The sequence below is a fragment of the Massilia sp. UYP32 genome (assembly GCF_050434365.1).
GTDB lineage: Bacteria > Pseudomonadota > Gammaproteobacteria > Burkholderiales > Burkholderiaceae_D > Telluria > Telluria timonae.
On sequence record NZ_JBNDIK010000027.1, the window covers coordinates 1 to 21,822 of the forward strand.

At 62.6% G+C, this 21,822-nt stretch carries 17 protein-coding genes and 1 tRNA gene; 12 read left to right on the top strand and 6 right to left on the bottom strand.

Annotated elements, in window-relative coordinates; genetic code table 11:
• From ABIB42_RS20280 to rpoC, 10 genes are all read left to right on the top strand, one after another.
• A partial coding sequence (locus ABIB42_RS20280; RefSeq protein ID WP_429248894.1) for an elongation factor Tu occupies positions 1-210 on the top strand: 210 nt, incomplete at its 5' end.
• A gap of 108 nt (positions 211-318) precedes the next feature.
• Positions 319-394, top strand: a tRNA-Trp gene (locus tag ABIB42_RS20285).
• A 36-nt stretch (positions 395-430) separates the two neighbouring features.
• Positions 431-817 (top strand): preprotein translocase subunit SecE, encoded by a 387-nt coding sequence (gene secE, locus ABIB42_RS20290; RefSeq protein WP_005663637.1) that lies wholly within the window; start codon positions 431-433, stop codon positions 815-817.
• A 1-nt stretch (position 818) separates the two neighbouring features.
• On the top strand, positions 819-1,439 hold the full coding sequence (gene nusG / locus ABIB42_RS20295) for a transcription termination/antitermination protein NusG (protein WP_005663636.1): 621 nt from the start codon (positions 819-821) through the stop codon (positions 1,437-1,439).
• A gap of 111 nt (positions 1,440-1,550) precedes the next feature.
• Complete coding sequence (rplK, locus tag ABIB42_RS20300) at positions 1,551-1,982, top strand: 50S ribosomal protein L11 (protein WP_005663634.1); 432 nt, start codon at positions 1,551-1,553, stop codon at positions 1,980-1,982.
• Positions 1,982-2,683, top strand: a complete 702-nt coding sequence (gene rplA, locus ABIB42_RS20305) for a 50S ribosomal protein L1 (protein WP_219862093.1) — start codon at positions 1,982-1,984, stop codon at positions 2,681-2,683. The genes rplK and rplA overlap by 1 nt, the downstream gene beginning before the upstream one ends.
• Positions 2,684-2,981: 298 nt before the next feature.
• Entirely contained in the window at positions 2,982-3,512 is a 531-nt protein-coding gene (gene rplJ, locus ABIB42_RS20310; RefSeq protein ID WP_005663630.1) for a 50S ribosomal protein L10, read from the top strand.
• Between the two features lie 57 nt (positions 3,513-3,569).
• Complete coding sequence (gene rplL, locus ABIB42_RS20315; RefSeq protein ID WP_005663628.1) at positions 3,570-3,947, top strand: 50S ribosomal protein L7/L12; 378 nt, start codon at positions 3,570-3,572, stop codon at positions 3,945-3,947.
• Positions 3,948-4,247: 300 nt separating this feature from the next.
• A complete protein-coding gene (gene rpoB / locus ABIB42_RS20320; RefSeq protein ID WP_005663627.1) occupies positions 4,248-8,357 on the top strand; it encodes a DNA-directed RNA polymerase subunit beta in 4,110 nt (1,369 codons plus the stop codon).
• 226 nt (positions 8,358-8,583) lie between these two features.
• The gene (rpoC, locus tag ABIB42_RS20325) at positions 8,584-12,828 is read left to right on the top strand and encodes a DNA-directed RNA polymerase subunit beta' (RefSeq protein WP_005663626.1); all 4,245 of its coding nucleotides are present in this window, start codon (positions 8,584-8,586) and stop codon (positions 12,826-12,828) included.
• Positions 12,829-12,905: 77 nt separating this feature from the next.
• Here rpoC and ABIB42_RS20330 read toward each other — a convergent pair whose 3' ends face one another.
• Positions 12,906-13,286 carry a hypothetical protein gene (locus tag ABIB42_RS20330; RefSeq protein WP_143054458.1) on the bottom strand — a complete coding sequence of 127 codons (381 nt, stop codon included), beginning with the start codon at positions 13,284-13,286 and terminating at the stop codon, positions 12,906-12,908.
• Positions 13,283-14,218: a class I SAM-dependent methyltransferase gene (locus ABIB42_RS20335; RefSeq protein WP_429248895.1), complete on the bottom strand. Its 936-nt coding sequence runs from the start codon at positions 14,216-14,218 to the stop codon at positions 13,283-13,285. Before ABIB42_RS20335 ends, ABIB42_RS20330 begins: the two co-directional genes overlap by 4 nt.
• 300 nt (positions 14,219-14,518) lie before the next feature.
• Between ABIB42_RS20335 and sodC the strand changes: the two genes are divergently transcribed.
• Positions 14,519-15,040, top strand: coding sequence for a superoxide dismutase family protein (gene sodC, locus ABIB42_RS20340; protein ID WP_005663610.1), 522 nt, complete (start codon positions 14,519-14,521; stop codon positions 15,038-15,040).
• A 61-nt stretch (positions 15,041-15,101) separates the two neighbouring features.
• On the opposite strand, the gene ABIB42_RS20345 is transcribed toward sodC, so the two are convergent.
• From ABIB42_RS20345 to ABIB42_RS20360, 4 genes are all read right to left on the bottom strand, one after another.
• Positions 15,102-15,950 carry an alpha/beta fold hydrolase gene (locus ABIB42_RS20345; protein ID WP_429248896.1) on the bottom strand — a complete coding sequence of 283 codons (849 nt, stop codon included), beginning with the start codon at positions 15,948-15,950 and terminating at the stop codon, positions 15,102-15,104.
• 93 nt (positions 15,951-16,043) lie between these two features.
• Positions 16,044-17,669, bottom strand: a complete 1,626-nt coding sequence (locus ABIB42_RS20350) for a M28 family peptidase (RefSeq protein ID WP_429248897.1) — start codon at positions 17,667-17,669, stop codon at positions 16,044-16,046.
• A 71-nt stretch (positions 17,670-17,740) separates the two neighbouring features.
• On the bottom strand, positions 17,741-19,984 hold the full coding sequence (locus tag ABIB42_RS20355; protein WP_429248898.1) for a M28 family peptidase: 2,244 nt from the start codon (positions 19,982-19,984) through the stop codon (positions 17,741-17,743).
• A 134-nt stretch (positions 19,985-20,118) separates the two neighbouring features.
• Positions 20,119-20,781: an energy transducer TonB gene (locus tag ABIB42_RS20360; protein WP_071360773.1), complete on the bottom strand. Its 663-nt coding sequence runs from the start codon at positions 20,779-20,781 to the stop codon at positions 20,119-20,121.
• Positions 20,782-21,167: 386 nt separating this feature from the next.
• Here ABIB42_RS20360 and ABIB42_RS20365 point away from each other — a divergent pair, with 386 nt between their 5' ends.
• Positions 21,168-21,818, top strand: coding sequence for a response regulator (locus ABIB42_RS20365; RefSeq protein WP_005663603.1), 651 nt, complete (start codon positions 21,168-21,170; stop codon positions 21,816-21,818).
• The last annotated feature ends 4 nt before the right edge of the window (positions 21,819-21,822 follow it).

Genomic DNA, 21,822 nt, shown 5'->3' on the forward strand with positions numbered 1-21,822 from the left:
AACTATCGTCCTCAGTTCTACTTCCGTACGACTGACGTGACCGGTTCGATCGAACTGCCAGCAGACAAAGAAATGGTCATGCCAGGCGACAACGTCTCGATCACCGTCAAGCTGATCGCTCCGATCGCGATGGAAGAAGGTCTGCGCTTCGCAATCCGCGAAGGCGGCCGTACCGTCGGCGCCGGCGTGGTTGCCAAGATCATCGCCTAATTCATCAGGCGATAGAGGGAAACGGAAACATCTCCGTTTCCCTCGAACAGCATTGCCAGCGAGCGCGCGCTTGCTGTATAATGCTGGATTCAGCAGTAAAGTTTTCGTAGGGGTGTAGCTCAATTGGCAGAGCGTCGGTCTCCAAAACCGAAGGTCGCGGGTTCGATTCCCTCCGCCCCTGCCACCGAATTCTGGTGCGCAGCACCGAAAGTAAAGAAGAATGTCTAATCAATCCGTGCAAACTGTCAGCACCTCGAATGACAAGTTCAAGGTCGCGCTGGCGGTGGTTGCAGCGATTGCAGGCGTCGTCGGGTTCTTCTACCTGACTGGCCAGAACAAACCAGCCTTGGTCGCCGCAGGCGCCCTCGTGGCTGGTTTAGTTTTTGCTGTCCTGCTTTTGTGGACTTCCACCACTGGCCGTGATTTCCTGAGCTTCGCCAAGGAGTCGGTGCGCGAGACCAAGAAGGTCGTCTGGCCTACCCGCCGCGAAGCCATGCAGATCACCGGCATCGTGTTCGCCTTCGTGGTCGTGATGGCGATTTTCCTGTGGGGCACGGATAAGCTTCTCGAGCTCCTGTTGTACGACTTTGTCCTGGGTTGGAAATAACATGAGCGATAACGTGCAAGACAATGCACCAGTGCCGGGCGATGTCCCGGCACAAGACGCTGCGGCTGCGCCGCTGAGCGTCCCGGTCAGCAACAAGCGCTGGTACGTCGTCCATGTCTATTCGGGCATGGAAAAGAGCGTGATGCGCGCCCTGAACGAGCGCGTCGAGCGCGCAGGGATGCAAGACCAGTTCGGCCAGATCCTGGTGCCGACCGAGGAAGTCGTCGAGATGCGCAACGGCACCAAAGCCGTTTCCGAGCGCCGCTTCTTCCCGGGCTACGTGCTGGTTGAGATGGAAATGACCGACGAAACCTGGCACCTGGTGAAGAACACCAGCAAGGTCACCGGCTTCATCGGCGGCAAATCGAACAAGCCGACCCCGATCCCAGCACGCGAGATCGACAAGATCATGCAGCAGGTGCAAGAGGGTGTCGAAAAGCCACGGCCAAAAGTGCTGTACGAAGTGGGCGAGCAAGTCCGCATCAAGGAAGGCCCGTTCACCGACTTCAACGGCAACGTCGAGGAAGTCAACTACGAAAAGTCGAAGGTGCGTGTTTCTGTTACCATCTTCGGTCGTTCGACTCCGGTGGAGCTGGAGTTCGGACAGGTAGAGAAAGTCTAAACGCCGTAATCGGAGCGTCGCAGTAGTCAGGCGGAATCCGGTAAGAGGAGCCCCGCCGAGACGAGTAGTCGTGGTGGGGCGCTACTACTCAAGTCAAGATAGGAGCCAGACATGGCAAAGAAAATCATTGGCTTTATCAAGCTGCAAGTCCCAGCTGGTAAGGCAAACCCATCCCCACCGATCGGTCCTGCACTCGGTCAGCGTGGCCTGAACATCATGGAATTCTGCAAGGCGTTCAACGCGCAGACCCAGGGTATGGAACCAGGCATGCCGATCCCGGTCGTGATCACCGCGTTCGCCGACAAGTCCTTCACCTTCGTGATGAAGACCCCGCCGGCAACCTACCTGATCAAGAAAGCCGCCGGCATCACCAAGGGCTCGGCCAAGCCGCACACCGACAAGGTTGCCAAGCTGACCCGCGCTCAAGCTGAAGAAATCGCAAAAACCAAGCAGCCGGACCTGACCGCCGCCGACATGGACGCAGCAGTGCGTATCATCGCTGGCTCGGCACGTTCGATGGGCATCACGGTGGAGGGTCTGTAATGGCTAAGCTGTCCAAGCGCGTCAAAGCAATCAAAGCAAAAGTTGACCGTAACAAGGTCTATGAGTTCGACAACGCTGTGTCGATCATCAAGGAATTCGCCACCGCCAAGTTCAACGAGTCGATCGACGTCGCCGTTCAACTGGGCGTGGACCCGAAGAAGTCGGATCAAGTGGTCCGCGGTTCGGTCGTGCTGCCAGCTGGCACCGGCAAGACCGTGCGCGTCGCTGTGTTCGCTTCGGGCGAAAAGGCTGAAGCTGCCAAGGCAGCCGGCGCCGACGTGGTCGGCATGGAAGACCTGGCAGAGCGCGTGAAGGCCGGCGACATGCCGTTCGACATCGTGATCGCTTCGCCAGACACCATGCGTATCGTCGGTACCCTGGGTCAGATCCTGGGCCCACGCGGCCTGATGCCGAACCCGAAAGTCGGCACCGTGACCCCTGACGTCGCTACCGCCGTCAAGAACGCCAAAGCCGGTCAGGTCCAGTACCGTACCGACAAGGCAGGTATCGTCCACGCGACCATCGGCCGCAAGTCGTTCAGCGACGCAGATCTGAAGACCAACCTGGTCGCCCTGATCGACGCACTGAACAAGGCCAAGCCGGCCACCTCGAAAGGCGTGTACCTGCGTAAGGTCGCCCTGTCGTCGACCATGGGCGCTGGCGTCCGTGTCGATCACGCTTCGATCTCGGCTGCTGCCTAAGAACGTCATCCCCGCGCAGGCGGGGACCTAAGTTAAAAGTCCTTGCAGTTTCATCGTGAGGCGCATCTTTGGGCTGTCGGAGCTGAACACCGCTCCGGCAGGCAATCAAAGACCGTTGGGCCGAAAGCAGAGGTTGAGCTGACGGTTAATAGACCACCCAACGCAGATGGTGTACCCGAACAAGTTTTGTAGTCCAGCTGTGTGAATGTATCCGCCCAGTTTTAAGACTTCTTAACTTCGGACGCCGTGTGTTCGAACCGATATGGACATCCGTTCATATCATTTAAGGAGATTGACCGTGGGTCTTAATCTGAATGACAAAAAGGTCGTCGTCGAAGAAGTTTCCGCAAAAGTAGCAACTGCGCAAACCATCGTCGTGGCTGAGTACCGTGGCATCCAGGTTAGTCACTTGACCAAGCTCCGTGCAACCGCACGTGCCCAGGGTGTGTACCTGCGTGTTCTGAAGAACACGCTGGCTCGCCGCTCTGTCGAAGGCACGCAGTTTGCCCCGCTGGCTGACGCCATGACCGGTCCGCTGATCTACTCGATCTCGGACGACGCCGTTGCTGCCGCTAAAGTCCTCGCCGACTTCGCGAAAACCAACGACAAGCTGGTCCTGAAAGCCGGTAACTACGCAGGTAAGCAGCTCGACGTAGCTGGTGTTACCGCGTTGGCAAGCATCCCATCCCGTGAAGTCCTCATCTCGCAGCTGTTGGGCGTCATGCTGGCTCCGGTGTCGGGCTTTGCACGTGGTCTGGCTGCACTGGCAGCGAAAAAAGGCGAAGGTTCGGAAGCTGCTCCTGCAGCCGAAGAAACCGCTGCAGCTTAATAGCGCAGCCTTTTTTCTCAAGTACTAACTACACACAATATACAACTGGAGTTTCAAATGGCAATTAGCAAAGACGATATCCTGAACGCAGTGAGCGAAATGTCCGTCATGGACCTGAACGAACTGGTCAAGGCATTCGAAGAGAAGTTCGGCGTGTCGGCAGCTGCAATGGCAGCACCGGCAGCTGGCGGCGCCGCTGGCGGTGCAGCTGCTGCTGAAGAGCAGACCGAGTTCAACGTTGTTCTGTCGGAAGTCGGCGCGAACAAGGTCGGCGTCATCAAGGCAGTCCGTGAAATCACCGGTCTGGGCCTGAAAGAAGCCAAGGACCTGGTCGACGGCGCACCGAAGACCGTGAAAGAAGCCCTGCCAAAAGCTGACGCTGAAGCCGCTAAGAAGAAGCTGGAAGAAGCTGGCGCCAAGGCCGAGCTGAAGTAATACATAAGCACCGGGCGCTTGAAATACAGTGCCCAGCGCGGGAGTCAAAGCTTGCAAAACCTGCCGGAAGGCAGGGGATGCGGCTTTGGCTCTTTTGTCGTCCCTGCGGCAAACGTCGAGATTTACATGGCGACAGGGAATAAGTAGTACCCCGTTTCAGCAGCATCGTATCACAGCAGTTTGCTTGTCCTTTTCATCTGGCGCGAAAGAGTAAGAGACTTCAGGGCTTGCGTGTGGTAGTGGCGTTCGCCACTGGCAATTCCTGAATTCTCCATCCTTTCTGTCACTCACGGAGTGTCCATGCACTACTCATTTACTGAGAAGAAGCGCATTCGCAAGTCGTTCGCGAAGCGCGCCAACGTTCACAACGTTCCCTACCTGCTGGCTACCCAGCTGGAATCCTACGAGAACTTCCTGCAGGCCGAATTCGCTCCGTCCTCGCGCAAGAACGAAGGCCTGCAATCGGCCTTCTCCTCGATTTTCCCTATCGTGTCGCACAATGGTTTTGCGCGCCTCGAGTTCCTGTCGTATGTGCTGGGCGACCCTGCGTTTGACGTGAAAGAGTGCCAGCAGCGTGGCCTGACCTTCGCGTCGCCGCTGCGCGCCAAGGTGCGTCTGGTGATCCTGGACAAGGAATCGCCGACCAAGCCAGTCGTCAAGGAAATGAAAGAGCAGGAAGTCTATATGGGCGAGCTGCCGCTGATGACCACGAACGGTTCGTTCGTGATCAACGGCACCGAGCGCGTCATCGTCTCCCAGCTGCACCGTTCGCCTGGCGTGTTCTTCGAACACGACCGCGGCAAGACCCACTCGTCGGGCAAGCTGCTGTTCTCGGCACGTATCATTCCTTACCGCGGCTCGTGGCTGGACTTCGAGTTCGACCCGAAAGACATCCTGTTCTTCCGCGTCGACCGTCGCCGCAAGATGCCGGTAACGATCCTGCTGAAGGCCATCGGCATGACGCCGGAGCAGATCCTGGCGAACTTCTTCGTCTTCGACAACTTCACCCTGCGTAACGACGGCGGCGAACTCGAGTTCGTTTCCGAGCGTCTGCGCGGCGAAGTCGCGCGCTTCGACATCGTCGATCCGAAGTCGGGCAAGACCATCGTCACCAAGGACAAGCGCATCAACGCCAAGCACGTCCGTGACATCGAAGCCGCCGGTATCAAGAGCATTTCGGTGCCGGAAGACTACCTGCTGGGCCGCGTGCTGGCCAAGAACATCGTCGACCAGGACACCGGCGAGATCATCGCCGTGGCCAACGACGAGCTGACCGAAGAACTGCTGGGCAAGCTGCGCGACGCCAGCGTGACCGACATCCAGACGCTGTACACCAACGATCTGGACCAGGGCGCCTACATCTCGCAAACCCTGCGCACCGACGACACCGCCGACCAGACCGCCGCACGCGTGGCGATCTACCGCATGATGCGTCCTGGCGAACCGCCAACCGAAGAATCGGTCGAAGCCCTGTTCAACGGCCTGTTCTACATGCCGGAACGCTACGACCTGTCGGCTGTCGGCCGCATGAAGTTCAACCGCCGTATCGGCCGTGACGAACTGACCGGCGACATGACCCTGTCGAATGAAGACATCCTGGCCGTGATCAAGATCCTGGTCGAGCTGCGCAATGGCCGCGGCGAAGTCGACGACATCGATCACCTGGGTAACCGCCGCGTGCGTTGCGTCGGCGAACTGGCTGAGAACCAGTTCCGTGCCGGCCTGGTGCGCGTGGAACGCGCCGTCAAGGAACGCCTCGGCCAAGCCGAAGCGGACAACCTGATGCCGCACGACCTGATCAACAGCAAGCCGATCTCGGCCGCGATCCGCGAATTCTTCGGTTCGTCGCAGCTGTCGCAGTTCATGGACCAGACCAACCCGCTGTCGGAAGTCACCCACAAGCGCCGCGTCTCGGCACTGGGACCGGGCGGTCTGACCCGCGAACGCGCCGGCTTCGAGGTGCGCGACGTGCACCCGACCCACTACGGCCGCGTGTGCCCGATCGAAACGCCTGAAGGCCCGAACATCGGCCTGATCAACTCGCTGGCTCTGTACGCCCGCCTGAACGAATACGGCTTCCTGGAAACCCCGTACCGCAAGGTCGAGGATTCGAAAGTCACCGACAAGATCGAATACCTGTCGGCGATCGAAGAAGGCCGCTACATCATCGCCCAGGCGAATGCGAAGATCAACGACGAAGGCCAGCTGGTCGACGAACTGGTCTCGGCGCGTGAAGCCGGCGAAACGATCCTGGTCTCGCCAGAGCGCATCCAGTACATGGACGTCGCCCCGGGCCAGATCGTGTCGGTCGCAGCATCGCTGATTCCGTTCCTGGAGCACGATGACGCGAACCGTGCACTGATGGGCGCCAACATGCAGCGCCAGGCCGTGCCTTGCCTGCGTCCAGAGAAAGCCGTGGTCGGCACCGGTATCGAGCGCACCGTCGCGGTCGACTCGGGCACCACCGTGCAGGCCCTGCGTGGCGGCGTGGTCGACTACATCGATGCCGGTCGCGTGGTCATTCGCGTGAACGACGATGAAGCGCAGGCTGGCGAAGTCGGCGTCGACATCTACAACCTGATCAAGTACACCCGTTCGAACCAGAACACCAACATCAACCAGCGTCCGATCGTGCAGGTTGGCGACCGCGTTGCCCGTGGCGACGTGATTGCCGACGGCGCATCGACCGACCTGGGCGAGCTGGCACTGGGCCAGAACATGCTGGTGGCGTTCATGCCGTGGAACGGCCTGAACTTCGAAGACTCGATCCTGATCTCGGAAAACGTCGTCAAGGACGACCGTTACACCTCGATCCACATCGAAGAACTGTCGGTTGTCGCTCGCGACACCAAACTGGGCGCGGAAGAAATCACCCGCGACATCTCGAACCTGGCAGAAAACCAGCTGGCGCGCCTGGATGAATCGGGCATCGTCTACATCGGCGCCGAAGTGCAAGCCGGCGACGTGCTGGTCGGTAAGGTCACCCCGAAAGGCGAGACCCAGCTGACCCCTGAAGAAAAGCTGCTGCGCGCGATCTTCGGCGAAAAAGCGTCGGATGTGAAAGACACCTCGCTGCGCGTGCCTTCGGGCATGGTCGGCACCGTGATCGACGTGCAAGTGTTCACCCGCGAAGGCATCCAGCGCGACAAGCGCGCCCAGCAGATCATCGACGACGAGCTGAAGCGTTTCCGCCTGGACCTGAACGACCAGATGCGTATCGTGGAAGGCGATGCCTTCGAGCGTCTGGAGCGTATGCTGGTCGGCAAGATCGTCAACGGCGGTCCGAAGAAGCTGGCCAAGGGCGCGGCGATCACCTCGGAATACCTGGCGGACCTGGACAAGTTCCACTGGTTCGACATCCGTCCGGCCGACGACGACACCGCGAACGCACTGGAAGCGATCAAGGAATCGATCAACGAAAAGCGTCACCAGTTCGACCTGGCCTTCGAAGAAAAGCGCAAGAAGTTGACCCAGGGCGACGAGCTGCAGCCTGGCGTGCAGAAGATGGTCAAGGTCTACCTGGCCGTCAAGCGCCGCCTGCAGTCGGGCGACAAGATGGCGGGCCGCCACGGTAACAAGGGTGTGGTCTCGCGTATCGTGCCGGTGGAAGACATGCCGTTCATGGCGGACGGTCGTCCTGCCGACGTCGTGCTGAACCCGCTGGGCGTTCCGTCGCGTATGAACGTCGGTCAGATCCTGGAAACCCACCTCGGCTGGGCAGCGAAGGGCCTGGGCTGGCGCATCGGCGAAATGCTGCAGGCGCAAGCGAAGGCGGCAGATCTGCGCACCTTCCTGGGCAAGATCTACAACGAAACCGGCCGCAAGGAAGACCTGGACAGCTTCAGCGATGAAGAAATCCTGAGCCTGGCACAGAACCTCAAGAACGGCGTGCCGTTCGCGACCCCGGTGTTCGATGGCGCCCACGAGGAAGACATCCGCCGCATGCTGGACCTGGCGTTCCCGGACGACATCGCTGCCCACTTGGGCATGACGCCGTCGAAGAACCAGGTCACCATGTTCGACGGCCGCACCGGCGAAGCGTTCGAGCGCAAGGTCACCGTCGGCTTCATGCACATGCTGAAGCTGCACCACCTGGTCGACGACAAGATGCACGCCCGTTCGACCGGTCCGTACTCGCTGGTGACGCAGCAGCCGCTGGGCGGTAAAGCCCAGTTCGGTGGCCAGCGCTTCGGTGAGATGGAGGTGTGGGCACTGGAAGCGTACGGCGCATCGTACGTGCTGCAGGAAATGCTGACTGTGAAGTCGGACGACGTGAACGGCCGTACCAAGGTGTACGAGAACCTGGTCAAGGGCGACCACGTGATCGACGCCGGCATGCCGGAATCGTTCAACGTGCTGGTCAAGGAAATCCGTTCGCTGGGTATCGACATCGATCTCGAGCGCAACTAAGCAGGGCCAGCATGGCCGCCAGCCTTCGGGCTGGTCCGCGCCTTCAAGACCGTCGTTCCCGCGCAGGCGGGAACCTAAGCCCGGCGATCAGCCGGCAAACTTGGATTCCCGCCTGCGCGGGAATGACGGTTTTTAGGATAGTGGGATCAGCAAACGCCGGCGAAAATCGGTGAGAACGTGGCGGTAGTAGTATTCAGTACAGAATCAATCACCTTTGGAGTGATACATGAAAGCACTGCTCGATCTATTCAAGCAAGTTCAGCAAAACGAAAGTTTCGACGCCATCAAGATTGGCCTGGCGTCGCCTGAAAAAATCCGTTCGTGGTCGTTCGGCGAAGTCAAGAAGCCGGAAACCATCAACTACCGTACGTTCAAGCCTGAGCGTGACGGCCTGTTCTGCGCCAAGATCTTTGGCCCGATCAAGGACTACGAATGCCTGTGCGGCAAGTACAAGCGCCTGAAGCACCGCGGCGTGATCTGCGAAAAGTGCGGCGTCGAAGTCACCCTGGCTAAAGTGCGCCGCGAGCGCATGGGCCACATCGAACTGGCGTCGCCAGTCGCTCACATCTGGTTCCTGAAATCGCTGCCGTCGCGTCTGGGCATGGTCCTGGACATGACCCTGCGCGATATCGAACGCGTGCTGTACTTCGAAGCATACGTCGTCACCGATCCTGGCATGACCCCGCTCAAGAAGAGCCAGATCATGTCGGAAGACGACTACGCCGCCAAGTACGAAGAGTACGGCGACGACTTCACCGCATTCATGGGCGCCGAAGGCATCCGTGAACTGCTGCGCTCGATCGACATCCACCGCGATGCCGAAGCCCTGCGCGTGGAGCTCAAGGAATCGAAATCCGAAGCCAAGATCAAGAAATACGCCAAGCGCCTGAAAGTGCTCGAGGCGTTCCAGCGTTCGGGCATCAAGCCTGAGTGGATGATCATGGAAGTTCTGCCGGTCCTGCCGCCAGAGCTGCGTCCGCTCGTCCCGCTGGACGGCGGCCGTTTCGCCACGTCTGACCTGAACGACCTGTATCGCCGCGTCATCAACCGTAATAACCGCCTGAAGCGCCTGATGGAACTGCGCGCACCAGAGATCATTACGCGTAACGAAAAGCGCATGCTGCAGGAAGCGGTCGACTCGCTGCTGGACAACGGCCGTCGCGGCAAAGCGATGACCGGCGCCAACAAGCGTCCGCTGAAGTCGCTGGCCGAGATGATCAAGGGTAAGGGCGGTCGTTTCCGTCAGAACTTGCTGGGTAAGCGCGTCGACTACTCGGGCCGTTCGGTCATCGTGGTGGGTCCACAGCTGAAACTGCACCAGTGCGGTCTGCCGAAGCTGATGGCTCTCGAGCTTTTCAAACCCTTTATCTTCAACAAGCTGGAACTGATGGGTCTCGCGACCACCATCAAGGCCGCGAAAAAGCTCGTGGAAGTTCAGGAACCAGTCGTTTGGGACATCCTGGAAGAAGTCATCAAAGAACACCCGGTCATGCTGAACCGTGCGCCTACGCTGCACCGTCTCGGTATCCAGGCGTTCGAGCCAGTCCTGATCGAAGGTAAAGCGATCCAGCTGCACCCGCTGGTCTGCGCGGCGTTCAACGCCGACTTCGACGGTGACCAGATGGCAGTCCACGTGCCGCTGTCGATCGAAGCGCAGATGGAAGCGCGTACGCTGATGCTGGCGTCGAACAACATCCTGTTCCCATCGAACGGCGAACCGTCGATCGTGCCGTCGCAGGATATCGTGCTGGGTCTGTACTACGCGTCGCGCGAGGCGATCAACGCCAAGGGCGAAGGCATGATGTTCCCGGACGTGTCGGAAGTCATCCGCGCGTACGACAACAAGGAAGTCGAACTGGCGACCCGCATCACGGTGCGTATCGTTGAGTTCCCGAAGAACGCCGAAGGCGGCTTCGACCAGACCCTGACCCGCTACGAGACCACCGTTGGCCGTGCGATCCTGTCCGAGATCCTGCCGAAAGGCCTGCCGTTCTCGGTGCTGAACCGCGCGCTGAAGAAGAAGGAAATCTCGAAGCTGATCAACACGTCGTTCCGCAAGTGCGGCCTGCGTGCGACCGTCGTCTTCGCGGACAAGCTGATGCAGTCGGGCTTCCGCCTGGCGACCCGCGCCGGCATCTCGATCGCCGTCGACGACATGCTGATCCCGGACGTCAAGAAGGGCATGATCGCGACCGCCGAAGCCGAAGTGAAGCAGATCGAGCAGCAGTACGCCTCGGGTCTGGTCACCGCCGGCGAGCGTTACAACAAGGTCGTCGACATCTGGGGCAAGACCTCGGATGAAGTCGGCAAGGCGATGATGGACCAGCTCAAGATCGAGCCGGTCACCAAGCGCGACGGCACCGAAGGCACCCAGGAATCGTTCAACGCGATTTACATGATGGCCGACTCGGGCGCCCGTGGTTCGGCAGCCCAGATTCGCCAGCTGGCGGGTATGCGCGGCCTGATGGCGAAACCGGACGGTTCGATTATCGAAACGCCGATTACCGCGAACTTCCGCGAAGGCCTGAACGTTCTGCAGTACTTCATCTCGACCCACGGCGCTCGTAAAGGTCTGGCGGATACGGCACTGAAGACCGCGAACTCGGGTTACCTGACCCGTCGTCTGGTGGACGTGACGCAAGACCTGGTGGTGATCGAAGACGATTGCGGCACCAGCAACGGCACCCACATGAAGGCGCTGGTCGAAGGCGGTGAAGTCATCGAAGCCCTGCGCGACCGTATCCTCGGCCGCGTGGCAGGCACCGACGTCGTCAACCCTGAAACCCAGGAAACCCTGTACGAAGCCGGCACCCTGCTGGACGAAGACATGGTCGAAGAGATCGAACGCGTCGGCATCGACGAGGTGAAGGTCCGCACGCCGCTGAACTGCGACACGCGCTACGGCCTGTGCGCCAAGTGCTACGGCCGCGACCTGGGCCGCGGCATGCTGGTCAACAGCGGCGAAGCAGTCGGTGTGGTGGCAGCGCAGTCGATCGGTGAGCCGGGTACCCAGCTGACCATGCGTACCTTCCACATCGGTGGTGCGGCATCGCGCGCAGCAGTGGCATCGTCGGTCGAAGCCAAGTCGAACGGTACGGTCCGCTTCACCGCGACCATGCGTTACGTCACCAACGGCAAGGGCGCGCAAATCGTCATTACCCGTTCGGGCGAAGTGCTGATCACCGACGACCACGGCCGTGAGCGCGAGCGTCACAAGGTGCCGTACGGCGCGACCCTGATCGTCAAGGATGGCCAGACCGTGAAGGCTGGCACCGCCCTGGCGACCTGGGATCCGCTGACCCGTCCGATCATCACCGAATACGCCGGTACGATCCGCTTCGAGAACGTCGAAGAAGGCGTCACCGTCGCACGTCAGGTCGATGAAGTGACCGGTCTGTCGACCCTGGTGGCAATCGATCCGAAGCGTCGTGGTTCGGGCAAGGTGCTGCGTCCGCAGGTCAAGCTGCTGAACGAAGAAGGCCAGGAAGTGAAGATCGCCGGCACCGAACACGCTGTGACGATCGGCTTCCAGGTCGGCGCGCTGATCATGGTCAAGGACGGTCAGCAAGCGACCGTGGGTGAAGTGCTGGCACGTATCCCGACCGAATCGCAGAAGACCCGCGACATTACCGGTGGTCTGCCGCGCGTTGCCGAACTGTTCGAAGCACGTTCGCCGAAAGACGCGGGCATGCTGGCGGAAGTCACCGGTACCGTGGCGTTCGGTAAAGAGACCAAGGGCAAGCAGCGCCTGGAAATCACCGACATGGACGGCAACAAGCACGAGTTCCTGATCACCAAGGACAAGCAAGTGCTGGTGCACGACGGCCAGGTGGTGAACAAGGGCGAGATGATCGTGGACGGCCCGGCCGATCCGCAAGACATCCTGCGCCTGCTGGGTATCGAAGCGCTGGCCCGCTACATCGTGGACGAAGTGCAGGACGTGTACCGTCTGCAGGGCGTGAAGATCAACGACAAGCACATCGAGGTGATCGTTCGCCAGATGCTGCGCCGTGTTCAGATCACCGACGCAGGCGACACCGACTACATCGTCGGCGAGCAGGTGGAGCGTTCGGAACTGCTGGAAGAGAACGACAAGGTCAACGCCGTCGGCAAGCTGCCGGCACAGTACGAAAACGTGCTGCTGGGTATTACCAAGGCATCGCTGTCGACCGACTCGTTCATCTCGGCCGCATCGTTCCAGGAAACCACCCGCGTGCTGACCGAAGCGGCGATCATGGGCAAGCGCGACGGTCTGCGCGGCCTGAAAGAGAACGTCATCGTCGGCCGCCTGATCCCTGGCGGTACCGGTCTGGCATTCCACCGCGCCCGCAAGGAGAAGGAAGTGTGGGAAGCGGAAGAGCGTCAGGCACTGCTGCAGCAAGAGAAAGCCAATATGGCTGCCGAGCTGCAGGCGATGGAAGACCAGCAGACTGCGCAGGCTTCGGCTGAGCAGCATGACGACGGCGAGTGATCGCGTAAGTTGTTAGCGAAAACGGCACCCTGAGGGGTGCCGTTTTTTTTTGCCTGATGGGTCATCGCTTGGGATCGTCAGGGCGGTTTGCTGCGGTGCCACAGGTAGCCGGCAACCAGTCCGGCTACGGCAAGCGCGAAGGCGCCATATGCTTGCAGGTAGTAACCGTTGCCCTGTTCAAGTCGCAGATATAGGCTAACGTCGGGTGAGTGAAGTTCCAGGAGCAGACTGGCAAACCAGATTGCTGCGGGAGCAAAGCAAACTGCGCCAAGCCATGGCCTCAGGCGGGCGGTGAAGAGACACAGAAGCGCTGCAGCCAGGCCCACTTGCCAAAACAGGACAGCAACCGGTTCCTTGTCGCTGACTTCTGCCATCACAATACTGGGGCAGGCGAAGCAGGCAAGCGTCAGTAATATTCGAAGAGAGGGATGCCGCATCCGGAAGTCTTTCGAGCTCATGAAGCAATCAGCATCACGGTGTGCCCAACTGCCAATCGGGGACTGGCCTTCAGTGCGCTTCGTACGAGATACCTCCGCACCGCAGGCAAACGCACCATCCGGCCCAGCAGGCGGTAGCGCACGCTGTTGTCGATCAAACGTGGCTGATAGAGTCCGAACCGAGTCAGCGCGTGGTAGGCCAGCGTCGTCGCATGCCAGTCTCTGTGGAAGTCGGCGACGGGTTCATGCCAGATCTTGGCTTCGCGGAAACCTTCACTGTGGGCCAGATTGGTCAGTGCGCGATCGGTCCAGCGCGTCACGTGATGCGGCGGCATATTGAGCGGCGAGTTCGGTGCGATGGCCAGGAAACTGTCCTGGGCTGGCACGGCGATCATCAGGATTCCACCGGGCTCGAGCGCCTGGACACAGGCATGGAAGAACTGTTTAGGATGCTCGACGTGTTCCAGCACCTGGAAAGCGCACACGACGTCGTAGCGAGAGCCCACGGCGGCATGCTCTTCGACCGGCTGTTTCCTGACGTCTAGCCCAGCCGCACGCGCTTTTTGTATGGCCTCGTCATTGAACTCGAGCCCGGTGTACCGGATCGATTGCGGCAGCCAGCGCCGGAATGCTCCCTTGCCACAGCCGACTTCGAGGACCGAGCTGTCTTGTCGTACCAGCGTCGCCGCCTGGGCGTATTCCGGTTTGTCGTCCTGGTAGTACCAGTCCTGGGTCTGTAGTTGCTCGTAGAAGAGACCGTCACCCACGCAGGCCGGATCGAAGAAGCCCAGTTCGCAATGGTGGCAGTGGCACAAGGTAATGCTGCCGCCATGAAGATAGGCGCCGACCTCGATCCCTTTCTGGCGATAACTGCGGATCAGATCCGCCCGATCGACTGAGTCGACGGCCTCGGTATCATCGGCATGGCATGCTGGACAAATGCGTTCAGGCACAACGTTCTCTCAGAGTGGAGTTCCGGTCAACCATGTGGCGTTGCTGGTCAGCTTAGCCAGCGGTGGATGCTCCACTCTGCCCCTCCTCAAACGTGCGCGCTTACGTGTCGGCGAATCGTATTCGATACATCCGGTCACCGTGGCTCCACGTAACTCATGTATCCCGACAGCACTGGATGAACCCGAACAGAACCGCTGTCGCCAGTAAAACCCAAGTCAGCAGGACGCCCCAATGCATGGGATTGGTCTAAACTGAATTGGCTTTTTACTATCCTGTAGATATTTTTGAAGGAGAAAACAATGAAAATGCGATGGATGAGCGCCGTCCTGCTGAGCGCCGTATGCGCTGCCGCCAGTGCCGCCGATAACACCGTGACCCTCAAGCTGGCCACCGAAAAAGGCGATGGCGCCACCGTGGGCACCGTGAAGCTCAGCGAAACCAAGTACGGCGTGGTGCTCACGCCTGACCTCAAGGACCTGACCCCGGGCCTGCACGGTTTCCACATCCACGCCAACGGCAGTTGCGCGCCGAATCAGGCCGACGGCAAGACCGTCCCGGCCGGCGCCGCGGGCGGCCACCTCGATCCTGCCAAGACCGGCAAGCACGGCACTCCATGGGGCGACGGCCACCTGGGCGACTTGCCGGCGCTGACGGTGGATGCAAAGGGCATGGCCACGAACCCGGTCCTGGCCCCGCGCCTGAAGATGTCGGACATCAAGGGCAAGGCCCTGATGGTCCACGTCGGCGGCGACAACCACTCCGATCATCCGGCGCCGCTGGGTGGCGGAGGCGGCCGCATGGCTTGCGGCGTGATCCAGTAAGCCACGACTCGCAGCAGAAAGCGGATGGCGGCCCACGGCGCGCCATCCGCCGCAAGGTCGGTCAGTCCGCCCGCAACTTCCCGCGCAGCCACACCAGGCTCGACGCGGCGTAGTTCATCACCGAGATATGCCCATCGTCCGGCTGCCGCCACAGCTCGGCCCAACGGCAGTGACGCGCCAGCCATTCGCTGTGCGACGCCGGCACCACGCGATCCTGGAGCCCATGCACGAACAGCACCGGACAGGCGATGTGCGAACAATCGAATCCCCACGGCGTCACATAGGCGATATCGTCGTCGATCGCGCCGTCAGGCCCCTTGGCCACCGCCGGTCCCACCACGCTGTCGAACCATGACCACGACCCCGCCAGCGCGTCCCAGTCTTCAAGTGTGAACATCTCCCGGTCGAACGCGAGCCCGAGCGCCTCGTGATGTGTCTTGGCCGCGCGCCCTTGCGCCGCCGCGCGCAGTCCCGCCGCCCCGTATGCGCCCATTCCCCTGAACCAGTCGAGTCCCTGCGCGTCGGGCGGCGCCAGGCCCGCGATGCTGACCGCGCCCACCACCCGCTCGGGCAGCAGGGCGGCGCAAGCCAGCGCATGCGGGCCGCCGCCCGAATGCCCCATCACCGCGAAGCGCCTGATGCCCAGCCGGTCGGCGATGCGCTCGACGTCGAAGGCCGCCGAGGCGACGTCCCGCCCGCTGCGTTCCGACGAGCCGCCATAAGCCGGGCGGTCGTAGCCGATCCAGCGTATGCCCAGCTGCGCCGCGAGGGCGAACAGCGGCTCGGGCGGGCGGCCGATGTTTGGCGTGCCGTGGTGCCAGAACACGGCCAGCTCCTGCTCGCCGGGCGGCGCCAGGTCGTAGAAGTGCAGCGTGCGGCCGTCGCCGAGCACCAGGTCTTCTTCGCGCATCGTTCGCTCTCAAAAAAGGTCGGCCAAAAAAAACGCGCCGGTGGACCTAGTGTGGTCCTCCGGCGCGTTCATGTCGAGCGCTTGCCTGACTGCTTACTTGGTAGCGCGCGCCTTACCGAACGGATCGCCTTCCTTCCACGCCGGCATCTTCGGCGCGTCGGCCACTGCACGGCCCAGGTTCAGCGTGTACTGCGCCTGCTGCACCATGCCCGACAGGTCCCAGTTCGGATCGTATTCGTCCGACGCCTGGTGGTACTTGTCGCGGTAGGTCGCGGCCTTGGCGTTGTTGGCTTCGACGTCCTTCACCCAGCTGCGGCCCGCGCCCACCGAGAACGCCGGCACGCCGGCCTTGGCGAAGCTGAAGTGGTCGCTGCGGAAGTAGCCGCCGGCCAGGTCAGGCTTGGCTGGCGCGACGGTCAAACCCATCGCCTGGGCGGTGGCTGCCGCCATCGCGCCCAGTTCGGTGCGCTCGCTGCCCGGCACGCTGACGTCCTTCACCAGGCCCACCCAGTTCAGGCTGTCCAGGTTCAGGTTGGCGGCAGTCTTCGCGATCGGCCACAGCGGCTTGGCGACGTAGGCGGCGCTGCCCAGCAGGCCTTGCTCTTCGGCGGCCACCCACAGGAACATCTGGCTGCGCTTGGCCGGGTGCTTGACGGCTTGCTCCGCCATCGCCAGCAGCGCGCCGGTGCCCGAGGCGTTGTCGACCGCGCCGTTGAAGATGGTGTCGCCCTCGGTGCCCTGCTTGCCCATGTGGTCCCAATGGGCGGTGTAGATCACCACTTCGTCCTTCAGCTTCGGATCGGTGCCGGGCACGATGCCGGCCACGTTGAACTCTTCGAGCTTGCGTACTTCCGCGCGTGCCGTGCCCTTCAGGCGGGCCTTCAGGGTCACCGGCTTGAAGTTCTTGTCTTCGGCGCTAGCGCGCAGTTTATCGAGGTCCTGGCCGGCGGCGGCGAACACCTTGCGCGCGGTGTCATCGGTCATCCAGCCCTGCAGGCCGGTGCCCACTTTGCCTTCGGTGAGCTGGAAGCGCTCGGCGTTGGCCCAGCTGTTCTGCACCACGCTCCAGCCGTACGAGGCCGATTTGTCGGTGTGGATCAGGATGGCGCCGGCCGCGCCCTGGCGCGCCGCTTCCTCGAATTTATAGGTCCAGCGGCCGTAGTAGGTCAGGCCCTCGCCGTTGAAGCGGTTCGGCTCCGTCGCGGTCGGCAGCGGGTCGTTCACCATCATCACCAGCACCTTGCCCTTCAGGTTCATGCCCTTGAAGTCGTTCCAGCCGCCTTCTTCCGGCGCCACGGTGCCGTAGCCGACGAAGACCAGGTCCGCGTCCAGCTTGTGGTCGGCCTTGCCGTCGCCCGGACCCCAGACCCAGTCAGCGCCGAACTGCAGCGGCAGCGCCTTGCCGCCGGCGGTGATCGCGATGTCGCTCTTGGCCGGCAGCGAACGCACGCCGGCGATCTTGACCGCCTGGCGGAAGCTGCTGCCGTTGGCCGGCTTCAGGCCGGCGGCCTTCGCCTGCGCCTCGAGGTAGGCGACTGTCAGCTCGCCGCCGCGCTGGCCGGTGCCGCGGCCTTCCATGGCGTCGGACGACAGGTGGGCCAGGTGCGCGCGCAGCGGCGCTTCCTGGACGTTTTGCACGTTCTGGGCATAGGCCGGATAGGCCAGCGCCAGGCTGCCGGCGAGGGCGGTGAGGACGAGGGAAGAGACGATCTTGTACATAAAATCCTGCGACTTGAGTTGATCGGGAAGGGCACGTTCGTGGCGTGCGCGGAACATTCTATGACAAGTTCTCAATAAAATCGCAGGATATCGGTCGACATCGTCATTCCCGATTGTTCCCGTAAATACGGGGCGCCTTGCTCGCGCGACGGTAACAGATGCCGAGGCACGCCGGGCATGCGCTCCTGCACCGTGATCGCGAAAATCTCGTCCGGCGCGCTCTCGATCTCGAAGTGCAGCACCCGGTCTTCCATCCCGTACAGCGACAGCATCCACGGCGCCTCCTTCGACGTAAGTGGCACGCCGTCGAGCCGCGAGCGCAGCGCCTTGGCGCCCGACATGCGTAGCTCGATGTGCGGCGCGCGGTTTTTTGAACGCACAGTGAACGTGCCGCGCCGCACCTTGCCGACGGTGTTGAGCAGGGCGAAGCATTCCGGGAAGGCAATCGCGTCCTCGCGCGGCGCCTCGGCATACCACTGGCGCGGGCTGTTCCAGCCGAAGACTTCGACGAAGATGGTCGGCTGGCGCCCCAGGAACAGCTGGCTGCGCCAGTCGTCGAGCGGCTGCTCCGGCAGCAGCCAGTAAGCGCGCCAGGTATTCGCGTCCTTGTAGTAGACCAGGCGTTCGAGGCCATCGGATGCGGGCGGCAGCGCGATGCGCGGCGCCGCCTGTCCTGGCAGGGCGAAGCAGCTTGCGGCCAGCAGCGCCAGCGCGGCGGCGACGGCCGGCGCCATGCGCAGCACCAGCAGCAGGCAGGCGAAGCACAGCATCGGCAGCGCCATCAGCATCGGCGGCAGGTACATGTGGTGCGGCGCGAGCAGCAGCCAGGCATCGCGCAGCGCAGACGGAAACAGCGCGGCGGCCGGCGCCAGCCCCGCCACCAGCACCAGCAGGCGCGCGGCGAAGGCCTGGCGCTGGCCCCAGCGCGACTGCAATACCAGGAAGGCGGCGAGCGCCGCCGCCAGCGGCCAGGCCAGCACGTAGGCGGCGCCGGGCAAGAAGAAGACGACCAGCAGCAGCGTCAGCGCGGGCCAGGCCAGCGCGCCGAGCACCATCGCCGCGGCGCCGACGCTGCGCCGGAACAGATACAGCCCGGCGACAAAGACGCAGCTTGCCACGACCAACACCACCAGCGGCAGGCGCTGCTCGCCCGCAAGGCCGGCGGCGGCCACCTCTTCGCGCCAGGTCCAGCTGCCGACGCGCACCACGAGCAGCAGGAAGCACACGCCGAATACGCCTTGCGCCGCCTCGACCGCGCCGTCCGCGCCGAACAGGCGGCGCCAGGCGAACCCCAGCATCAGGCAGGACAGGATCGTCGGCGCCCAGGCGAGCCAGGCCGCGTGCTGCACCAGGCCCACGACGGGCAGCGAAAAATACGCGGCGGCCGTCTGCGTCCCGCGCGTGAGCGGCGTGTCGCCGTAGGCTTGCGCCAGGCGCAGCATCGCGTCGCCCAGCTGCCGCGGATCGGCTTCGCCGCCGGCGAACAGCAGCACCGGCGTATCGAGCGCCGCCAGCGGACCGACGTGCGGCGCGTCGTTCAGCATGCGCGCCAGGGTCGTCTCGAGCGAAGAGCCGCGCAGCTCGGGCGCGGCGCGCATCCAGCCGGCCAGCGCGGCGCCGCCCGCGCCGCTGGTCTCGACCATGCGCAGCCCCGCGTCGCCGGCAGGATCGAACTTGAGCGCCAGGCCGATGTTCGGGGCCAGCGGATGCTGTTCGACGAAGCCCTTGGCGCCCAGCGCGCCGACGTGGTGGCCGTCGGCGAACAGCAGCACGACGTCGTTGGCGGGCGGCGCGGCGCGCAAGAAGCGCGCCGTTTCGAGCAGGGCCGCCATGGTAGCGGCGCCGCGCGTGGCATCGCGCCCAGCGTTGCCGCTGTCGTAGTGCGCGGTGAGCAGCAGCGCCGGGCGGCGGCCCGCATCCGGCGCGCTGCCGGGAATCCTGGCGACGACGTTATGGACGACGCCGACCGTGTTGTGGATGGCGCCGAAGTAGTAGACGACCGATTTGCGCACCGTGGCGCGCTGCACTGCCGGCGCCAGGCCCATCGCCCGCAGCTGCGCCGCCAGGTATGCGCGCGCCTGGGCATTGCCTTCGGTCGCGATCGAACGCGGCCTGGCCGCGAGCACCCGCATGTGCTCCTGCACGCGGGCGTTCCAGCTGCCGGCCGCGATCTCCGCCTTTGGCTCGGGCGGTGCCTGTCGCGTCAACGCCATCCAGCCCAGGATGACCAGGACGGCCAGTCCCAGGCAGCCGGCAAGGGCGTGCATGAACCCGGTGAGACGTATCGCCGGTATTGCTGCGCTCGTTGCATCCATGTGTTCTCTCTCCATTGTTGTTGTGAGCGGATGTCGCCCGCGCAGGCGTCGATGCACCTGTCAAAGGAACGAAAAAGCCGGGCGAAAAAAAGCCCGCCAGATGAAGAGGGGCGGGCTGCAAGAGGAAAAGGGGCTTACTCGAGTGTCCAGACGTAGGCGAGCTGCGCCCATCCGGCTTCGGCTGTGCCGCCGTTCATCGCCGGCTGGAATTTGCACAGGCTCAGGGCGTGCACGGCGGCGCGATCGAGTTCACGCGAGCCGCTGGAAGACTGGATGCGCGAGTCCTGCACCCGGCCATCGGCCCCGACCAGCAGCGCCAGGGTCACGGTCCCGGTCTCGCCATTGCGCGCAGCGCGCACCGGATAGTCTGGTTTGGCGCAGCCGTTGGCGTCGGCCAGCACGGCGCTGCGCATCTGGCCGCTGTTCGACGACGGCGCGGCGGCGGGCTGCGGCGGAGCCTCGGACTGGGTTTGCTGGGCCGGTTCAGGCGCTGGTTCCGTGCTTGCCTCCATCACCTGCTCGAGCGGCGGCGCAGGCACTTCGACTTCCACCTCTGGCACCACGATGTCGGGCGGTGCGGCCTTGGCGACGGGTTTCGGTGGCTCCGGCGGCGGGGCAGGCGGAGGAACCTCGGGCTGGATCCACACCAGCTTGTCTTCGAGCATGGCGGGCAGCGAGATCGACTTGGCGTTCATCGTGCTGATGACGCCCATCGCCACCAGCACGTGCAGGCCGGCCACCAGGGCGAATTTGCCGGCCTTGCCGCCGGCGCCTTGATTGATGTCAGAAAAATGCATGGCAACCTCCTTTATTCGTCCTGGGACCCCTCGGGATGGCCAGGTTTACTACCTTGGAAGAATGCATATCTACAGCTCGTTGGAATCAATATATGCTATGTCCTAGCAATTTGCAAATCCATAATCTAGTAAATTTGTTTCTGGTTGTGTGTGCGCCAACGTACCAAGCAAGCCCATCCGTAGGGTGGACGACTTCGCCATCCGCGCGTCCAGCGAAAGGAAGCGCCTCAAAAATACGGACCGGAGCGCACAAAATCTCCCCGCCTTTCCATTCGCTTCCCCGCCCGTTGTATGAAATAATTCCCAACTGTGCCGTGGCTTTTCGCCCGGCCAACGCAACGCCAGACACTGGCAACGCACACCGGCCACGCGCCAGGAGAATCAAATTGGCAGAACAGAACAAACCCATCCGCGTCATGCTCGCGGATGATCACCCGATCGTCATGACCGGTTTCGCCATGTCGCTGGAAGCGGCGGGCATGCAGGTGGTGGGGCAGGCCAAGACCCCGAGCGAGGCGACCGCGCTGTACGCCGCCGAGCACCCCGACGTCGCCGTGCTCGACATGCGCTTCGGCACCGAGCTGACCGGCATGGACGCGGCCCAGGCCATCCTCAAGTCCGACCCGGCGGCCAAGATCGTCTTCCTGAGCCAGTTTGACCAGGACAGCCTGATCAAGGAAACCTACCGCCTCGGCGCCCACGCCTTCGTCACCAAGGATTGCGACCCGGCCGACCTGGCCACCGCGGTGCGCCATGCCCACGAGGGCAAGCTGTACTTCCTGCCGCATATCGCGTCGCGCCTGGCCAGCATGGCGGTGCGCGGCGAAGTCACGCCGCAGTCGCAGCTCGACGAGCGCGGACTGGAAATCTTCAAGCTGATGGCCGAGGGCATGACCAATGCCGAGATCGCGGAGCGCCTCGACCTGTCGACCAAGACCATCAGCAACATCAGCCAGTCGATCAAGGAAAAGCTGGGCGTGCACCGCCAGGCCAGCATCACCCTGCTGGCGGTCAAGCACGGCCTGATCGAGCCCTGACGCG

Coding starts and splice junctions, on each gene's coding strand:
- secE (WP_005663637.1), top strand. CDS start 431: ATGTCTAATCAATCCGTGCAAACTGTCAGCACCTCGAATGACAAGTTC.
- nusG (WP_005663636.1), top strand. CDS start 819: ATGAGCGATAACGTGCAAGACAATGCACCAGTGCCGGGCGATGTCCCG.
- rplK (WP_005663634.1), top strand. CDS start 1,551: ATGGCAAAGAAAATCATTGGCTTTATCAAGCTGCAAGTCCCAGCTGGT.
- rplA (WP_219862093.1), top strand. CDS start 1,982: ATGGCTAAGCTGTCCAAGCGCGTCAAAGCAATCAAAGCAAAAGTTGAC.
- rplL (WP_005663628.1), top strand. CDS start 3,570: ATGGCAATTAGCAAAGACGATATCCTGAACGCAGTGAGCGAAATGTCC.
- rpoB (WP_005663627.1), top strand. CDS start 4,248: ATGCACTACTCATTTACTGAGAAGAAGCGCATTCGCAAGTCGTTCGCG.
- rpoC (WP_005663626.1), top strand. CDS start 8,584: ATGAAAGCACTGCTCGATCTATTCAAGCAAGTTCAGCAAAACGAAAGT.
- ABIB42_RS20330 (WP_143054458.1), bottom strand. CDS start 13,286: ATGAGCTCGAAAGACTTCCGGATGCGGCATCCCTCTCTTCGAATATTA.
- sodC (WP_005663610.1), top strand. CDS start 14,519: ATGAAAATGCGATGGATGAGCGCCGTCCTGCTGAGCGCCGTATGCGCT.
- ABIB42_RS20345 (WP_429248896.1), bottom strand. CDS start 15,950: ATGCGCGAAGAAGACCTGGTGCTCGGCGACGGCCGCACGCTGCACTTC.
- ABIB42_RS20350 (WP_429248897.1), bottom strand. CDS start 17,669: ATGTACAAGATCGTCTCTTCCCTCGTCCTCACCGCCCTCGCCGGCAGC.
- ABIB42_RS20355 (WP_429248898.1), bottom strand. CDS start 19,984: ATGGATGCAACGAGCGCAGCAATACCGGCGATACGTCTCACCGGGTTC.
- ABIB42_RS20360 (WP_071360773.1), bottom strand. CDS start 20,781: ATGCATTTTTCTGACATCAATCAAGGCGCCGGCGGCAAGGCCGGCAAA.